General features: G+C 31.8%; 13 protein-coding genes. 1 reads left to right on the top strand and 12 read right to left on the bottom strand.

The window, feature by feature from the left end; translation table 11 throughout:
* Positions 1-2: 2 nt before the first annotated feature.
* Entirely contained in the window at positions 3-1,343 is a 1,341-nt protein-coding gene (locus BLV37_RS09585) for a radical SAM/SPASM domain-containing protein (protein WP_091730573.1), read from the bottom strand.
* A 217-nt stretch (positions 1,344-1,560) separates the two neighbouring features.
* Here BLV37_RS09585 and BLV37_RS09580 point away from each other — a divergent pair, with 217 nt between their 5' ends.
* Complete coding sequence (locus BLV37_RS09580; RefSeq protein ID WP_091730571.1) at positions 1,561-2,607, top strand: hypothetical protein; 1,047 nt, start codon at positions 1,561-1,563, stop codon at positions 2,605-2,607.
* 14 nt (positions 2,608-2,621) lie between these two features.
* Here the strand turns inward: BLV37_RS09580 and BLV37_RS09575 are convergent, their stop codons facing one another.
* From BLV37_RS09575 to bchH, 11 genes are all read right to left on the bottom strand, one after another.
* Complete coding sequence (locus BLV37_RS09575) at positions 2,622-3,170, bottom strand: TetR/AcrR family transcriptional regulator C-terminal domain-containing protein (RefSeq protein ID WP_091730568.1); 549 nt, start codon at positions 3,168-3,170, stop codon at positions 2,622-2,624.
* 512 nt (positions 3,171-3,682) lie between these two features.
* Positions 3,683-5,506: a translational GTPase TypA gene (gene typA / locus BLV37_RS09570; protein WP_091730565.1), complete on the bottom strand. Its 1,824-nt coding sequence runs from the start codon at positions 5,504-5,506 to the stop codon at positions 3,683-3,685.
* A gap of 141 nt (positions 5,507-5,647) precedes the next feature.
* On the bottom strand, positions 5,648-7,585 hold the full coding sequence (locus tag BLV37_RS09565; protein ID WP_091730563.1) for a YgiQ family radical SAM protein: 1,938 nt from the start codon (positions 7,583-7,585) through the stop codon (positions 5,648-5,650).
* A gap of 240 nt (positions 7,586-7,825) precedes the next feature.
* A complete protein-coding gene (gene rpsD, locus BLV37_RS09560) occupies positions 7,826-8,404 on the bottom strand; it encodes a 30S ribosomal protein S4 (RefSeq protein ID WP_091730560.1) in 579 nt (192 codons plus the stop codon).
* A gap of 206 nt (positions 8,405-8,610) precedes the next feature.
* Positions 8,611-10,875, bottom strand: a complete 2,265-nt coding sequence (locus tag BLV37_RS09555) for a DUF3160 domain-containing protein (protein ID WP_091730557.1) — start codon at positions 10,873-10,875, stop codon at positions 8,611-8,613.
* A gap of 16 nt (positions 10,876-10,891) precedes the next feature.
* The gene (locus BLV37_RS09550; RefSeq protein WP_091730554.1) at positions 10,892-11,620 is read right to left on the bottom strand and encodes a hypothetical protein; all 729 of its coding nucleotides are present in this window, start codon (positions 11,618-11,620) and stop codon (positions 10,892-10,894) included.
* Between the two features lie 161 nt (positions 11,621-11,781).
* Positions 11,782-13,611: an LTA synthase family protein gene (locus BLV37_RS09545; protein ID WP_091730552.1), complete on the bottom strand. Its 1,830-nt coding sequence runs from the start codon at positions 13,609-13,611 to the stop codon at positions 11,782-11,784.
* Between the two features lie 208 nt (positions 13,612-13,819).
* Complete coding sequence (locus tag BLV37_RS09540) at positions 13,820-14,572, bottom strand: AIR synthase related protein (RefSeq protein ID WP_091730549.1); 753 nt, start codon at positions 14,570-14,572, stop codon at positions 13,820-13,822.
* Positions 14,573-14,582: 10 nt separating this feature from the next.
* Positions 14,583-15,095, bottom strand: a complete 513-nt coding sequence (locus tag BLV37_RS09535) for an ECF transporter S component (RefSeq protein WP_244270517.1) — start codon at positions 15,093-15,095, stop codon at positions 14,583-14,585.
* Between the two features lie 32 nt (positions 15,096-15,127).
* Entirely contained in the window at positions 15,128-15,718 is a 591-nt protein-coding gene (locus BLV37_RS09530) for a histidine phosphatase family protein (protein WP_091730546.1), read from the bottom strand.
* 164 nt (positions 15,719-15,882) lie between these two features.
* On the bottom strand, positions 15,883-19,602 hold the full coding sequence (gene bchH / locus BLV37_RS09525; protein ID WP_091730544.1) for a magnesium chelatase subunit H: 3,720 nt from the start codon (positions 19,600-19,602) through the stop codon (positions 15,883-15,885).
* Positions 19,603-19,619: the final 17 nt, after the last annotated feature.

Raw genomic sequence — 19,619 nt, 5'->3', positions numbered from 1 at the left:
TTTTATCTGTTCCAAAGTTTATTTGCAACTGGCGCCCAGTTTTTAGCTGCATCTTCACATTTACTACTTAGTTCACGTACATCCTCTGGATTTTCCATGTCAGTAGATTTAGCTCTAGACCTTTCCACCATAGCTGTTAACCTTCCTGGATTATCTAGTAGTGGGCAAGGACGTAAATGATTATTGTTAAATGGCTGGTTCTCACGATATTGCATAAATAAAGGTGATTTAAATGCTTCTAGCAAAGACTTATCCCGAATGTTTGAATCAGAATAGTGAATAAATGCACAGGGTTCAATATCTCCATTAGCATTGATATGAAGATAGTTTCGCCCACCTGCAATACATCCATTTACGTATTCTCCATCATTCCAAAAATCCATAGTAAATAAGGGTTTAGTACTACGGAATTTTCTAACCTGATGATACATATATTCTCTTTGTTCAGGTGTCGCTAATAATTCGGGTACTGCATCCTTGCCTACAGGCATATAGGTAAAGAGCCATGCAAATTTTGCACCCTTTTCTATCATATCATCAAAATATTCTTCACTACCTATAGTTTCAGTATTTTTGCTAGTATAGCAGCAGGATATACCGAAAGGCAATTTTTTAGATTTTAGAATTTCCATTGCTTTTATTACTGCTTTATATGTACCTTCTCCACGTCTGAAATCTGTTTCTTCTTCGAAGCCTTCTACACTAATAGCTGGTACAAAATTTTTAACCCGTAGCATTTCATTTGCAAAATCTTCGTCAATTAAAGTTCCATTAGTAAAAGCAAGAAATGCACAGTCTTTGTGTTTTTCACATAGACTTATAATGTCTTTTTTTCTAACAAGTGGTTCACCACCAGAATATATATACATATAGATACCCATTTCTTTACCTTGTTTAATGATATTATCTAATGTATCTATATCCATATTTAAGCGGTTCCCATATTCTGCAGCCCAGCATCCAGTGCAGTGTAGATTACATGCAGAGGTAGGGTCCATTAAAATAGCCCAAGGAACATTACAATTGTTTTCTTTTCTAGTTTTTTCTTGTCTTTGTCCACCAACAATAGTAGCGTTAATTATAAAGTTTTCAAACAAGGTTTTTCTTACACCATCATCCACATCTGTCCACAGACTTTTTATAAGTTTGTACCAATTTCCTCCTTTATCTTCTACTACGTCTCGGAATGTTTTAAGCTGTCCCTTTACAGTGCCTTCTCTATCAAATTTTTCTACCCAGTCAAGGATTTTAGGAATATTGGCATCCGGATCGCTGTCTAAGTAGTTCAACACTTTTTTTAAGCCAAATGATTGTATGTTTTCTACGATTGTTTTTTCACCCATAGCTTTTCTCCCCTTTTCCTATAAATTCATATTCTCCTTCTATAATCTATTATGAAGGTTATATTTTTAGAAGTCATTGGTCAAAAACATAAATTGTCCCAATTTTACACACTTCTAAAGAATTGTTACCTTTTTTCACACTTTTGTATTTTGATTATTTACAAATAACAAATATAAATTTATAGTTAAAGAAACAAAGGAAAGGGAGTGGTAATTATTGAATAATAAAGTTTCTAGAATAATGATAATTTCAGCAATAAATAAAGGACTATACGCTCCTAAGTCCGATTTGAAGCGTAATATACGAAATCTTACAGATTTAGGTGTTTATTTCGCAAAGGGTCGTTTTCAAAAAGATTTTTTTAAATTAGCTCAAAGAATTCTCTCTAACGAAAATAGTATATATTATGAGCTTATTTCTAATGTTTTCGATAATGTAGATCAAAATATAATAAAAACCTTTGGAGTTAATATTGGCTTAAATAGCTGGACATATGGGGTAAATAAAATAAGAGAATATGAAAAGAAAAATAATCATAGGGTTCCATGGACAATTGAATTTGATTTCCAAAATACGGCTGAAAATCCAATGACAGCTTCTGAGATAACAAAGGTTATAGAGGAAGGAAAAGAGATTGGTATATATACTTATTTCTTTTTTACTAGATATAAGACTTCTAATTTAGACCCGTTTCTCCAGATTTTTAGAGAAAATCCGGAATGTGCTTTTATAATACATGCTCATGCCGAATCAATAAATAAAATCCATGCTCAAAGACTTAGAGAATATGGAAATGCTGTTATTTCAATATATGTAGATGATTCCAATCCATCTCCACAGCTTACTAAAGCGATGAAAATGCTACTAGAAAACAAATGCTTATTTGGTGCAAGTATTGTATATGATGATGACAATATAAATTTTATAGTAAATCATAAGTGGATAGAGGAAATAAAAAAACTGAATTGTATATTTGCTCTTTTAATTAAATCTGAAAAATGTAGTTTGGAGAGTGAAAAAGCAGTTAATGTATATGTTAAGAATGCAAAAACAAATCAAATATATCCTTTATTTTTAATTGATTTCTATGAGGACATAAGTTATATTAGTCAGATTATTTCCGATAAATCTTGTTTTTTAAAAATATTTCATGATGGTACAGTAGTATCTACAGAATATGATATGATTTCTGATTTTAATATTAAATATGAAAATCTCTCCATAATTTTATCTCAAATAATGCCAAAAGCAAGTTGCCTTTAACAGATAACTTGCTTTTAATCTAAATCCATATCTTCTACAATTTTAAGTGCAATTCCAGTAACTGCGGTTTTTAACAATTTTACATATTTATTAGGAGAAATTTTAGCTCCCTCTAGCAGCCAACGGGCAATAGATGTTCTAATGGCATCTGTAAAGAATATAACGTAAAAATTTTTGTCTTCTGATTCCTCAAACATATCCTCAAAATGCAGTTCAATGATTGGAGACAATATCTCTCCAAAATAATCATAAAATGAGTTTTGACCTCTTACTTCAAGAACATTAGAGTAAAAAAATTTATTTTCATAAAAAAACTCACATATACTTTTAATCAAGTTCCAGTCTAGTATGTCTGTATTTTTTTGAAAATTAGATACAAAGTCTGTATAAAAAATCCAATTTACTAAATCATATTTGTCTTTGAAATGATAGTAAAAGCTTTTTCTACTTAAATTGCATTTTTCTACAATATTTGAGATGCTAACCTTATGCAATGGTAATTCTGTCATTAGCTCTTTCATAGCATTTGCTAATGCCATCTTTGTAATTGATGAGTCAGACATATCTATCCCACCTTTCAAAACAATTGCCCTAATATGCAAATTCCATTTAGTATTTAAAGCATCCAAATATATATTAGTATTGTGCTAAAATAAGATATTCTTTAAATATTATGTTACATATTATGATATATTTTGTCAATTTATTTTATTAATTAGAAAAGCCAAAGATATTAGTAATATATTAATTCAAAAATATCATCCGCAGTCTCGAAAATCAAATTTATTTGCTCGCTATCGCTCGCATAAATTTGGTTCTCGTTGCGTTTGACCTACCAACGATTTCCTGATAAATGCATTCAGGAAATCGGGTTAGGTCATTTGCCGCAGTCTCGAAAATCAAATTTATTTGCTCGCTATCGCTCGCATAAATTTGGTTCTCGTTGCGTTTGACCTACCAGCGATTTCCTGATAAAAGCATTCAGGAAATCGGGTTAGGTCATAAAAAAACCATAGTATAGGAAAATCTACTATGGTTTAGTCTGTATGAATAAATTCTCAATATACTCTATTGTCTATTTTCTATTGGATTTATATCTTAAATTGCTGTCTAATATGCTTTTTCTTACTCTAATGCTTTCTGGAGTAATCTCCAAGAGCTCATCATTTTCGATGAATTCTAATGCTTCTTCAAGACTCATAATCTTAGGTGGTGAAAGTCTTAATGCATCATCTGACCCAGACGCTCTAGTATTTGTAAGCTGTTTTTTTCTACATACATTTACTTCTATATCTCCAGACTTTGCATTTTGTCCTACTACCATACCTGCATATACCTTAGTTCCTGGTGTAATAAAGAGTATTCCTCTTTCCTGTGCTGCATAAAGCCCATATGTTACAGCCTCTCCAGATTCAAAAGCTACTAATGAGCCCTGTGGTCTTCTAGGTATATCTCCTTTATAAGGCTGGTATCCTTCAAATACTGAGTTTAATATACCATTACCTCGGGTATCGGTCATGAACTCTGAACGATAGCCAATAAGACCTCTAGCAGGTATTAAAAATTCTAGCCTAGTATATCCTCCATTAGATGGAGTCATGGTTACTAATTCACCTTTTCTTTGTCCTAGCTTTTCTATGACTGAACCAACAAATTCCTCAGGCACATCTATTGTAACCCTTTCTATAGGCTCATGCCTTTTACCATCAATGGTTCTATATAGAACCTCTGGCTTTGATACTTGGAATTCGTAGCCTTCTCTTCTCATGGTTTCTATTAGTATTGAAAGATGAAGCTCCCCTCTACCTGATACTTTAAAGGAATCAGTTAAATCTGTTTCTTCTATCCTTAGGCTTACATCTGTATTTAACTCTTTGAAAAGTCTTTCTCTAATTTGCCTTGAGGTTACGAATTTTCCTTCCTGTCCTGCAAAGGGACTATTGTTAACAGAAAATGTCATGGCTATAGTCGGTTCGGATATTTTAATAAAAGGAAGTGGCTCTGGATTTTCAGGTGCACATATAGTATCTCCTATGTGTATGCCCTCAACTCCTGATACTGCGATTATGCTTCCTATGTTAGCACTTTCCACTTCAACTCTATTTAGCCCCTCGAATTCATAAACTTTAGTTATTTTTACTTTTTTAACTGTTTCTGGCTCTAGATAGTTTACTATGACCACTGGTTCGTTTACTTTAATGCTACCTCTTTCAACCTTTCCAATACCTATTCTACCTACATATTCATTATAATCAATGGTAGATATGAGGACTTGAAGAGGTTCATCTTTTTCACCCTCTGGTGCTGGGATATATTTCACTATTGTTTCAAATAAATCCTCCATGTTGTCCTTTTGTGAGTTCATGTCTAATGAGGCTGTTCCACTTTTTGCAGATGCAAATACAAATGGACATTCTAGCTGACTTTCGTCTGCACCTAGCTCAATAAATAAATCTAACACTTCATCTATAACTTCATTAGGTCTTGCTTCTGGTCTATCTACTTTATTTATACATACTATTACTGGCAGGTTTAATTCTAAAGCCTTTTTCAATACAAACTTAGTCTGTGGCATAGCACCTTCAAAAGCATCTACAACTAGGATTACACCATTTACCATTTTAAGAACACGCTCTACCTCTCCACCAAAATCAGCATGTCCAGGTGTATCTATAATATTAATCTTTGTATCTTTATAATAAACTGCTGTGTTTTTTGATAATATTGTTATGCCTCTTTCTCTTTCTAGGTCATTTGAGTCCATGACCCTGTCGTGTACTACTTGGTTTTCTCTAAATATTCCACTTTGTCTTAAAAGCTGATCTACAAGTGTAGTTTTTCCATGATCAACGTGGGCAATTATAGCTAGATTTCTTATATCTTCTCTTTTTGTTTTCACTATTACTCCTCTTTCCAATTAAAAAATTTCAACAAAAAATATTCTATCACAACGAGTGTAGAAATCAAGAAAATTATACTCTAAAATGTAATTTAAAGAAGCTGCCTTTCCTAAATATTAGTTTCCTCTATTCAGTATTAACTATTTTTTCTTTCTTCTACTAGTGCTTTTATCTGGTTTAGTGCTACTCTTAGTCTTGTACTTTACTCCTTTATATTTCTTGCTTTTTGTTGAATCTTTTCCTTTAATATTTTTTCTATCTCTATTGTCTTTTCCTTCATTTTCTTTTTTTCTAGGCCATATTAAGCATTTCTCTCCATAGCCTATTAAATCCTTTCTGTCTGCCTTTATAAGTGCTTCATGTACTAATTCATAATTTTTAGGATTTCTGTATTGAATAAGTGCTCTTTGCATTGCTTTTTCACGTGGGTTTTTAGGCACATATACTTCCTTCATGGTTCTAGGGTCTAAGTCTGTATAGTACATGCATGTAGATAGTGTTCCAGGTGTTGGATAGAAGTCTTGCACCTGTTCTGGCATATATCCTAAATCTCTCAAATACTCTGCTAACTCTACTGCTTCTTTTAATGTAGACCCAGGATGACTAGACATTAAATATGGTACTATAAATTGATTTAGGCCTAGATCTTTGTTTATCTTTTTGTATTTTTTCACGAAGCTATTATACACTTCTTTATTTGGCTTGCCCATTTTTTCTAAAACATTTGGTGAAATGTGCTCTGGAGCTACTTTTAGCTGTCCACTTACATGATGCTGACATAGTTCTCTAAAAAACTCATCATCCTTATCATGTATTAAATAATCGTATCTTATTCCTGAACGAATAAATACTTTTTTTACATTAGGCAGCCCTCTAAGTTTTCGTAAAAGACTTAAATAATCCTTATGATCTATTTTTAATTGCTTACATGGCTCTGGAAAAAGACATTGCTTATCCTTACATACACCATGCTTTACTTGCTTGTCACATGCTCTATGTCTAAAATTAGCCGTCGGACCTCCTACATCATGTATATAGCCCTTGAAATCTGGCTCCCAGACGATTTTTTCTGCTTCTGTTATTATAGATATGTGGCTTCTAGATTGCAGTACTCTTCCCTGATGAAAGGTAAGTGCACAAAAGCTACAGCTTCCAAAGCAGCCTCTATTGCTAATTATACTAAATTTCACTTCCTCTACTGCAGGTATTCCTCCTGCCTTCTCATATATTGGGTGATAGGCTCTCATATATGGTAATGAATATGTTCTGTCTAGTTCTGATTGCTCCATTGGTTTAGCAGGTGGATTTTCTACTACATATATATCTCTATATGGCTCTATTAATGTTTTTCCCCATATTGAATCCATGTTGTTATGCTGAGCTATAAAGCTTTCTGCGTATTTCTTTTTCGATTCTATTATTTCATCATAGGATGGAAGTAAAACACCTTCATGTATATGGTCTATACTTTTAGTTTTATACACTGTTCCTTTAATAAAATTTAAATAATGGATATCTATGCCGTTTTCTAATCCATGAGCTATATCTACTATTTGTTTTTCCCCCATGCCATAAACCAATAAATCTGCTTTAGAGTCTAATAATATAGAACGTCTTATCTTATTATCCCAATAATCATAATGTGCAAGTCTTCTAAGGCTAGCCTCTATGCCACCTAATATTATAGGTACATGGCTATAGGCTTCCTTTATCCTATTGCTATAGACTATGGTCGCTCTATCTGGTCGAAGACCCATCTCTCCTCCGGGTGAATATGCATCCTGTCGCCTTTTTCTCTTAGCTACTGTATAGTGATTTACCATAGAATCAATATTGCCACCAGTAACTAAAAAAGCAAGCCTAGGCTCACCTAGCTTTTTAAAGTCCCTAATATTTGTCCATTCAGGCTGAGCTATTATGCCTACTTTAAACCCTTCGCTTTCCAATAATCTTCCAATTATTGCTGCTCCAAAGGAAGGATGGTCTACATACGCATCTCCTGTAATCAGTATAAAATCTAGCTGCTCCCAGCCTCTTTCTTCCATATCCTGTTTATTTATAGGTAAAAATTGAAACATCTAATCATTCCTTTATTTTAATATAAAGCTTAATCTTGATAGGAAGTATAGGACTCTCTCAAAAGGTCAACTCCCCATACTATCTGCGATTATATGACTAAAGCTATTATTTCACTTGATTCTACTTTAATACTATCTATAGTTATATCATTTTTAGCTTTTCAATGCTACATAAACCCTAAGAAAAATATCTAAAATATATAAATTAAGACTCCATTGTTATGGAGTCTTAGGTTGATTTTATTTAGAATAAAGCTCTATAATATATGAATCTACAACTTCTATAGGTACTTCTTCTCTTTTAGGTATAGCTATTAGCTTTCCTGAAAAGCTCTCTATATCTTTTTGAAGATAGTTTAAATACAGTTCATTGCTTTTAAAGTTTTCTACGAACATTTCGTTATTTCTTGATTTTTCTCTTAATGAAAGTTCGTCTCCCACCTTCACCTTGTATGAAGGTATATTTGTTTTCCTCTCATTTACAAGTATATGACCATGAACCACCATTTGTCTAGCTTGTCTTAAGGTAGATGCAAAGCCTAGTCTATAAGTTAAATTGTCTAAACGGCACTCTAGCCTTTGGACTAGGTTTTCTCCAGGATTTCCAGGAGAGGATAGCGCCTCATCTACATATATTTTAAATTGTTTTTCTAACATTCCGTAATATGCCTTTAACTTTTGCTTCTCCATTAGCTGCTTTCCATAATCGGATTGTTTTGACTGTTGTTTAGCTCCTCTTTTTAGAGCTTTTGGGTGATTAAATACATTTACGCCAAGACGTCTTACAATTTTAAATCTTGGACCCATTGGTCTTGCCAAATATAATTCCTCCTTGAAATATTAATATAATTGAATCCAGCAGCCAATAATTATTATACAACATTTGATAAAAACTAGCAAATGATATTTATTATCATTATGAATGATTTTAGTTAAAAAACTATAGTAATATTGTTATGTTTGGCATGAATAAAATCATTAAACATATTAACTTTAAAATCCACCTGCATAGGTGGATTTTAAAGTTATTCATTTAATTTTTCCCAATCAACCTCTAAAGGCTCTATGTCTACATTATTAGTTTTAGATTTAAATGTGCTTACCCAGAAAGGCTGAGCTGGTAATTTGCTAGATGGTTCTCCATATTCTAAGTATTCAAAGCCTGAATCCTTTATGGTTTTAAGTCCATGAAGCTCCCACCATTCTTCATCAGTTAATCGTTTGTCGCTAAGGAATTCATAATAAGAATATACTGACCCTCTAGTTAAATATAATTTATCTTCAACAGGTACAACTACATATATGTGATCAAAATACCCTGTTCCCATACTTAAATAATGATGATTAGGGACTGTAGCCACATCTGATATGAGCATTGCACTTTTTTCTATTGGATATGCTCCATTAAGTAGTTCTTCCTTAGATACACTACCATAGGTGTAGCAGTTTATTATATTTTCCATTACTCCACCAATCCATAATAGGTTCATTTTTTCATCCTCAGAAAGAGGTTCATTATCAAGCTCTTTCTGAGAAGTAGATTTTAAAAGCTCAAGTAGCTTAATATACTCTTTGCTTCCTTCTTTTAAGCTGTCATTTAACAATCCTCTTGCTTCTAGGTTTTCTACAGTGTACTTCATTAACCAGAGTAATGTATCATATAATTCTATATTAGGCTCTACATAATGCTGATCTGCAAACTCTAATGGTCCTCCCATTTCAGCAACAGGCTGTTTACCATATAATACCGTATCATGCTTTAGCTCTGCATAGCTCGATAAAGCTGTATTCAACGATTTACTCTTCCAAGAATCATTTGTCATAAATATTGGCATACCAGAGTCTTTGTGGAATTCAGTTAATTGTTTTTGAATTGACCAAAGCCAGCCATTATATAGATTTTTTTGCCATAGTTCATCTGAATAGCTTTCAATCTCTGCTTTCAAATGATTGTATCTTTCCGCGTATAAGCTCCATTGCTTCTGAGGCTCATAGAATTTAAATAACAGGTCTTCCCCATATTTACTACCTAATACTCCCATTACATCTAATCCATTAGGAACAGGTCTATAATATACATCCATTAATTCCTGCATAATATACCCATCTAAAATATATCTCTGTCCCATAAACTTAAAGCTTTTAGTTTCATCCTTTGTCATGAAGCTTCCAACTATTTCGGCTTTTCTTAAATCTTTTACTCCTTGGTGTATTTTATCATAATAGGCTTTATCAATGATTTTATTTATATCTACATCTTCACCAAATACCCCAATAATCATATCCTTTATATCTAAAAGGTTTATATCATCTGATTGTCCTACATAAAATCCAGTTGGCTCATATATATTATTCCATGCTTTAATATCATTGTAGCCTTCATATTCTCTAAATGCAGTATAAGTCATTAATAATGCCTTTATGGTATTTTCATAATATAGCTCCTCCGTTCTAAGATTCATTAGCTCAATAGGAGTAAATCCATACCACATCATTGTCTTAAAGAATTTTTCAAGATTTTCATTTCTCGTATAATGTCCCCTTACTATGAATTGTGAATAATCTAGCTTAATGTGAAATAAAGGCGAGTCCCCATAGCCACCAGCTTCTTGGATAAGTGCATATTCACTATTTGCTAAAGCCATTATACCCTCGTCTAAGGAAACCTCTATATTTGAATCTCCTTCTAAAAGCATTTTAGCTATTAGAAAATAAGCTATATTGCTTTTCTGAATATCCTTTAGCTCTTCATCCTTTATTTCATTAAGTAGCTCTATAGATTTAATAAGCATTCTATCTGTCAATGCCTCTAAATCCTTATACAATATTTCTCCTTCAAGGAATATAAGTGATTTGTCAAAAAACTGATGGTATAAGTGTAGTACTGAGTCTGTAGTAACGAAATTTGGTACACCAAGATATTCATTTTCTTCGTATGCATAGTAGATTTTTGTATCTCTACTAGGTAGTACAACAAAGCCATTTTTAGAAAGCATCTTCTTTTGTTCATGAGTAAACCCTGAAAATTGATTTATGTTTTCAATATTTGATAAATCCTCTGCAATAGTATAGGGAAGTACCTTTGCCTCATATGCGGTTGGATTGTAAGGTATGTGGATATTGTGTATCTCCTCTGGAATCGTCCAGTCTATACTAGATTGCTTACCTTTTGGAGCTTCTTCTTTATTTATAGGCCCTTCTCCTGGATTAATAACATTTTCATTATTGCAACCTACTAAAAAACTGCTCATTACCATAATTATTATTAAGCATAAAGACAATCTTCTCACAGTTATTCCTCCCCTTTTAATCGGCTTCTAAAAGCCATCCATTTCTAACGGACACCTTAGATTTAAACTTTTTCCCCTTTTCTATGTATATTAGCTCTAATATATTATTATCTATGTATTTTACCTCTTTTATACTGCTATAAAACTCGCTCTGAGCTAAAAGTAAAAATCCAAAATCCATCCAATAGTAAACTAATATTCTTTCTTCTCCATTAGCATTTACATCAATGGCTACTAATTCATCTCCTTTAATATCTAAAAAATCCATAATATAAAAGTCCTTTAAATTGTAGCCTAGCCTTGATCCTGTCCATTTTTTATAAAGCTTTTCTCCATCCCAGTTGAATACAAAAAGTCTATCTCTTTGTTCTTTGTCAAAATGAGTACTTTTGTTAACAGCCATGATTACCTGTAAACCATCTGTATAGTCAATACTCCCTATTTCAATCTTCCAGGGTAGAACCTCAGTAAAATCATATTGAGCTATCTTATGCCAGTTTATCTTATTAGAAGATACTTCCCCTTTATATATATAAATATAGGTTTTGGTATTATCTATTTCTTTGTCTTCTATAATAGAAAAAAGCCATTTATCATTATAAGTATAGTCTATTAGCCTTTGATTCTTGTTTAAATCCAAGCTTAGAGGACTTTTATTCACATTATATTTCACTATGATTATTCCAATTATTATAGATAAAGAAACAGAATATATGATTATCTTCTGTTTTTTGTCTAAATACAATAGGGCACCTCCCTTTGTATATATATGTTTTATGTTAAATATTCTACTATTCATTTTATTGACGTAATAAGTCCCTATTTTGTTCCATCTATTTATGAATTGAATGTATAAAAAAAGGAAAAGTAAAAATAGAATTCCCCTTACTTTTCCTTAATTTGTGATTATTCTTTAAAGTTCTGACTATAATAATGCTCTACATTTAAGAACTCTTCCCAGAGCTTTTTATTTTCCTGAGATAATTCTGATTTAAACTCTCCATTTTCTTTGAAATAAAGATTATGCATAACATCAAATTTTTCTTTAACATTTAGTAAATACTGCATGTATTCATTGCCTTCCCAGCCTAGATAATGAAAAAGCTCTGGCATAAGGAAATTAGGACTTATGGTATTCCCCTCTCCTATAAAATCCTTATTAAACATTTTCTTTGCTCCACTATTTCCCCAGATTATATAAGGAGTTTGATAATAGTTTTTAAATCCTTCTACTGTAGACAGGTCTAAGTCAATGTTCATCATATCATACCCTACATGATCTTTACCTAACCAAGGGTTATGGTCTCCAAAAATTATTATTATTGTTGGTTCTTCTTCATTTCTAAAATAGTCAATTATTTTCTTTAAAGCCTTATCTGTTTGATTTATGCCTGCAAAATAATTATTAACCATATTATAGGTGCCTTCATCATAATGATTTTTATTTTTTAAATATTCTTCTTCTGTAAGCCTTTCATTAGAATAAGGTCCATGATTTTGGTATGTTACTGAAAAATGAAAGTAAGGCTTGTTTTCAGCTTTATTGTTTTCATAGCCTTCTATTATAGAATCAAAGAAATGCCAGTCCTCTAAATTTGATTTTTCCTTGAATTTATACTTATTATCATAATGTTCAAAGGAATCAAAGCCTAAATATTCATTTACATTGCGTCTATTATAAAATGAGCCTGTGATCGGGTGCATTGCTTCAGTTTTATATCCCTGCTTTTTAAAATACCAAGCAAAGGAGTTAGTAGTTTTAAAATACTTGGGATGATTATAAAATCCCGTAATAAAAGCTCTTTCGGTTTTTATAGTATCTCCAGCAAAAATATTTGTTACAAGCTTTCCTTGTATGGATTCTTTTTGTATCTCATGAAAGTTTTGGTATATATCAATGCCTAAGTCCACACCATTAAATTCAGAAAAGTCATTATAGGATTCTAGCATTATAGCAATAATATTAACCCTTTCATCTTCTGGTATACCCTTATAGTCATATTTAAACAAATCCTTTTCAGCTTTTTTCTCATTGTACCCTTCTAGCTCTACCTCCTTGGCATAGGTAATACTATATATAAATGGATATACAAAGCCTTTTGATTTAAATTGGTCTGACTGAACCCATATATTTATTAGTGTTTTGTCTCCCACTTCATTATATATTTTAGGATTAAAATAAAAGCCATTAAATATTAAAGTACTCATAAGAATCAAGGCTATTAAAAGTGATATTCTAATTTTAGGAGATATGATTTTAAACTTAAAAAATAGCTTCAACACTACTGCAACTAAAATCAATCCTACTATCAATATAATCACTCTAGAGCCTGGCTTCAAGCTATAGCTTTTAGCCATTATTAAGGATTCCCTTACTAGCCTTATATCTATAAATGTAAAAGGGTCATCTCTATACATTAATTTAAACTTATTTACCAAGGACATAGTAACAAAAATTAAGCTAGTAGCTGAATAAGCTGCCCACATCCTGTTCCATATTAAATACATTAGTACCATAAACAAAAAAATAGGTATAAAATTCATCAATAAAAGCCATTTCCCAGAAAAATAGCTCTTAAATAATGCTGGATCAAATACAGCAGTTGAAAAAACAAAGGTTACTGACATTATTAAAATGCTTAATAACACTAAAGATAAAGAAATAATTATACTTTTTAACATGTTGTTATTTTCTATTTTTGTTTTTATTTTGTCAATCCCTATTATATCATTCATAATATTCTGCTCCTATCTAAATTAGAATTGGGAAAAATAATTATTTAAAAAAGCTATAAGCTCTCTTTTATCATTTCATATCATGTACCCATACAATAAAAATTTTAGCAGTTTTCATATTATATTGCAAACCATAATTAGTTCATTTAAATAATATAAGGCCTACCTAACAGAGCCTTACTTTTTTGAGAAAATATAATAATATTCCTTATAATCTAATCCATTTTCCTATTTTATTAACAGGTATAGAAATATTATTTTTAAGATTATCGTATTCTTCTTCAGCTATTGAAATAATAGCACAGGTTGCAGGCCCTGCTGATTTATATAAATCTAACGAAATATTATCATCTAAGCAATATGCTAAATTATTAGTCCTTGCCATTTCCTTTAGCTCATAGAGTATGCCCTTTGAGCCTACAGGAAGAATTTCATAAATGTTAGGATTACTTTTCAATCCCAGTAGATGGCTAATAGATAATATTTCTCTTCCTCTATCCTCCAATACTTCATATCCAACTTTAGGGATACCCACTAATACAGCAAGAGAATTCTCTATGGTCTTTGGTTTTTTCCAATTCCTTTTATCTATTATCCCTATTACGGTAATCCCCATTGCAGTCTGGCATACAGGAATATTCTCCTCCGTACTTCCTGTTATTATTTCAGCTTGGAGGAGATTTAAGGGCTGTAATGCTTTTTTTATTCCTTTAATTATTTTTTCTCCTGTATCATTCATTTCTACAGATAATGCATTAACTATGGTTATAGGCGTGGCTCCAATGGCTAGTATTTCCATAAGTGCCACCTGTGTTGTAAAATAGCCTAACACCTCCGGTTCTACCTTAACCACATCCTTTTCTTTATTTCCTATGCCTCCTGATGAATCACAGGAGATTACCATAAGCTGTTCTTCATTTATATCTATAAGGGTTAAGTCTCTAAATTTAAATATTTTCATAAAATCAATCCTATCTAATCCTTTTATTTATTACCTTAAATACTGACAGAGCTAAAACTACGTTCCCTATGGATGCCAACGTAAGAGGCAAAATAACAACACTGAATAGTGGCCACCCACTAAATGGAAGTCCTAAAACAATAGACATAGGCACTGCAAAAAGTGATGCTACAGGTCCGTTTAAAATAATAGCCACAATAGAAGCGACTATGCTCCCTCTTTTTCTATATATAATTCCAAATAAATAAGCAAATAGCCCCATTTCCAATACTAACACTAAATGCATAGGTAAGGTTAATGGAAAGCCACTTGTAAGTGCCGTTAATAGGTGTCCAAGCCCTGCTACAACAGCACCTGCCCAAGGCCCTAAAAATAATGCTGCAAAAAAGCCTGGCATAGAATCAAAAGCAATGCTTCCACTTATCTTTATCATAGAGCCTATTGCAGATAATCCTATAAGCATTCCACAATAAGTTAGTTTAGTAATGTTTTTTGTATCGTATAAAGTTTCCCATGTTTTCAATTTAACTCCTCCAGTTTTAAATAAAAGAATTTTTAGTTACAATGTTCTAGTCTCCTTAAATACCCAAAATTATCTACATACTCTATCTCAACATATCCTGCAGGCAGACATTGAAAATGCCACATTTTGTCCAAGCCTAAGTCTAGTAAATGTGTAATCATGGTCTGTATAATACCTCCATGAGTGACTATTATACAGCTCTTGTCTTTTTCTATAAGCATTTCTATAAAATCTACTATTCTATCATACACATCTAATAAATTTTCTCCCTGTGGTATTCTATAGTTTACATAGTCCTTAAGCCAAGAATCCCACTCACTAGAATGGTTTTTTTGAATGTATTCTCTTTCTTTTCCATCAAATATACCAAAATTCATTTCCTTCAAATTAGGAACTACCTGAATTTCTTTATTAATAGCTGCTGATATAGCTTTAGCAGTGCTTAAGGCTCTATTTAATGGGCTTGAATATATTATATCTATATCCGCATATCTCTTTAATGCCCTTGCAGTAGCTTGTATGTCCTTATTTCCTTTTTCAGTTAGAGGAAAATCTGTCCATCCGCTATATATTCCTCCTATGTTAGCCTCTGTCTCTCCATGCCTAACTAATATAAACTTCATAATTTTTCTTTAGCAGGTATGAATATAATCAATAATCATACCTGCTAAATTCTCACCTCTTCCCTATTCTAAGTTTGAATAATTATAAGGCAGATTACTCCACACAAATTATTTCCTGCGTTTTATATGATATTAGCTTTAAGATTATACATACAAAAATTATATCATATTTTCTCCTCTATGCTACCTTCCACTTGGAAATACACTTTCCGTAATTCCTCTAACTGTTCTTTACTTGATTTCCAATATCCCCTTTCATTTGCTTCTAACATTCTTTCTAATATATCTAAGTATGCCCATCTGTTATTTTCCTTCATCTTTTCACGCATGTTTTCATCTGAAATATAAGTGGAATGTAAGCTATCAAATATCCAGCCTTTAACTCCATTTGTAGTTGATGAAAGGCCTATTAGATTTTTAAATATCTTTTCTATTTTTTGAGCACCATGATATTTATTCTGAAGCATACCTTCTATCCATTTAGGGTTTAATAATCTAGTCCTTACTCCACGTTCTATTGAATTTTCAACATTATCAGTTTCTATCTTTTCCCCAGTAGTGTCATTAATATATATTAAAGGTTTTTCACCCTTAGACACTTCAACAGCCTTAGATAAGCCCCCAAAATGTCCATAGAAATCATCTAAGTCTGTAACTTCATATCCATGATAACTTCTTATTTGAGTTACTATATCTACTTTAGATAAAATATCCTCAAACAAACCTTCAACTTTTTTCCCTCTATAATTTTTTGTATATACATTTCCTGTGTTTTGAATAAATAACTCTCCTATTTGAGATTCCATGTCCCAGTTTTTATTTTCTATTAGTTTCGTAACACCGTTGCCATATTCTCCTTCTCTTGGTCCAAAGAGTCTAGCATATGATAGTTCTTCTGCTTCTTCCTTTGAATACCCTTGGTTTATAAGCTTTTCATAAATTTTCTTACTATTGGCTTTAAAATAATTTAGCTCTTCAGGCTCTTCTAAAAGATAAATATCTCTAAATATATTGTTTAACTCTTCTACCATATTAGGAAACATGTCTCTAAAAAATCCAGACATATCAATAGTTACATCTATTCTAGGCCTATTCAGCTCATCAATGGGAATAATTTCATATTTAAAATTAAACTGGCCTTTTTGCTTTAATATTCTAACTCCTAAATAGCTTAAGATCTGCCCTAAGGTTTCTCCTTGTGTTCTAGAAGTTTCTATTCCCCATAATACTATAGCCACATTATTAGGATATGTTCCTTTTTCGTCTATAAATTTTTCTATTGTATTTTCTGCTATTCTCCATCCTCTTTCATAAGCAACCTCAGTAGGTACCGAATAAGGATCAAACTGAAATAAATTATACCCTGTTGGTAATACTTCTGGATTTCTAAAAATATCACCACTTAATTTTGCTCCTAAGTATTCACCATTTAATACCTTTAAAAGTCCTTCCATTTCATTACACTTTTTTGCATTTTCCATATGCTTTTTCCCATAATTTAATGTATCATGATATGCATTCTCTACCTTTATTCCTTTCAGAAAATTATCTACTATTTTTGAGGACCTATCATCTAGTTCTTGCAGAATATCTATTTTATTAGTTTGTAAAATTTCATCATAATCTAGTCCATTTTTTTCACATACTAGTCTTCTTAAGGACTTTGCCTCAGATCTATCATATCTTAATATAAACTTCATATACTCAGTAGCTTCCTCTTCTGTATATCCTTTCCCAAAGGTATGAAGTCCATAAGGAACTAAGGATCTTTTCATTCTATAAAGCTCATTTTCTAAAGTATCTAGATCCTCAATAATTATATTTGATTGCTCTGCCTTTTTCTTTATTTTATTGAAAATATCATTACATTTAGTAGGATCTGTTTGCTCTGAAACGTGGTATTCATTTATTAATGATTCTATTTCTATCAAATCACCATATAGCTCTCCTTGGACAAATTGCGGTGGTTGATAGCTTACTAGCACTGCATGGGATCTTCTCTTTGCTATTGAAGATTCTGCTGGATTAGTACAATTATATATATAAGCATGTGGTATATCATATACAAGCATGTCTGGATAACAATCAGATGACATTCCACACTCTTTTCCTTTTAGAAATTCAAGTGTTCCATGCGTTCCTACATGTATCATTATATCTGCATTAAACTCTTCATTTAACCATTTATAATATGCTTGATATTGATGATGAGGTGTGAGAGCTTTATCATGATATGCTTTTTCTGGATTTTCATGTATTCCTCTAGTAGGCTGTAAGCCTATAAATGCATTTTGAATTACCTTCCCTGGTATTAAAAATTTATCTCCCTCTGTCATTATATTTCCAGGTGCTTCTCCCCACTGACTACAAGTTTCTTTGTAATATAATGTGTTATTCATTTCCTCTATGTATTTTTTAGAATCATACTTAATCATGTGTTCACTTAGCTGATCTTCTCCCCACTTACCAGAATTCACTATTTTACCAGCAGTAAAATAGTCCATTAATTCTTCTTTAGTTAAAGCCTCTACACTATAGCCTTCTTTTTTTAGCCTGCTAAGTATATTCTCTATAGATTCAAAGGTATTTAAAAATGCACCACCGAATATGTTTCCTTCTGATAGTGGGTAATTGTAACATATAATTGCAACTTTTTTATCTTTATTTTCTTTATACCTAAGCTCAATCCATTTCTTAATCCTATTTATCAATTTTATTACTCTATCCTCAATAATATCTACTTCTATTAATTCAACTCCATATTCTTCGTTCCATTTATTTTCAACAATTGCTCCTACAGGATAGGTTTCTATAGCTCCATCTAGCTCTGGCAGCATGACTGTAGTCAAAAATTCAGCAGTGCTAATCCCCCTTTCTGAACTTAACCATTCAGTTATTTGTCTTTTAGGCATAAAAAATGGATGTAGTACAGGAGCATTTATCTTTTTCAGCAATTCCATAGCTTCATGCTCATCTTCTCCCATGGGGCCTGAGCCTAACCTAAATGACATGAAGTTTAATATTACATCTACGCTTGGAGAAGTCGGTGAGAAAAGTATTTTTTCAACTTCTTGCAAATGTCTTCTTCCATAGGACATAAATGCTATAGGTATTATATTGGCAAATTCAGATATTCTATTTGATATTTTGCCTATGGCTTTTTGTATCCTATTTGGAGAGCTATTCCCATAGTAAAATATAACAACTGTAGGTTTTTGATAATCCACATATCCCGAAGCCACATACTCATTTATATTTTCAAATCTTTTCATATTTGTAGGTTTGCAAATTGATATTGGATTATATTCAGTAGGAAGCTTAGGTTTTGGAAGCATTTCATATTTACCATAATCCCTTAATATTAAATATAGTAGATTTGTTATTTCCTCTAAGCCAGCGTTCTTCCAATACCTTCCTATGTTTACATAGTTGATAATATCCTTACGTTTCTCAATGGGAATATTTTTCTCTAAAAGTTCTACTTCCTTTGCCATATTTAAGATTTCGTCTGTAAGCATTTTTTTATTGGACTTATTTAATTTACTTGATATTTCGTCTACATAAAAGCTTCCTAGCTTTGAAATTTTGTTTAAATTATTTCTACCTAAATTGCCTATGACCACTATGTTTCCATTACTTGATTTACATGCGTTAAAGCAAGTTTTACCTACTTTTTCTCCACTTCCCATTAAATCAAGTATTATAAAGTCTCCTTTTAATATAGTATCTTCTATTTCTTTTAAGTCCTTTTCTTCTACTTTTCTCCCAACGAAAAAAAGCCTAACTTCTAAAATACTCTTGTATTTTTCTTCAATAGTTTTTTTAGCCTCTATTATATCTGCTATAACAGGGTTAGATACACTTACTACGACTAATTTATACATTTATCTATCTCCTCCAT

The sequence above is a fragment of the Proteiniborus ethanoligenes genome (assembly GCF_900107485.1).
GTDB lineage: Bacteria > Bacillota > Clostridia > Tissierellales > Proteiniboraceae > Proteiniborus > Proteiniborus ethanoligenes.
Note: the sequence above shows the minus strand (reverse complement) of the source record. Positions and strands in the feature narration are given on the sequence as shown.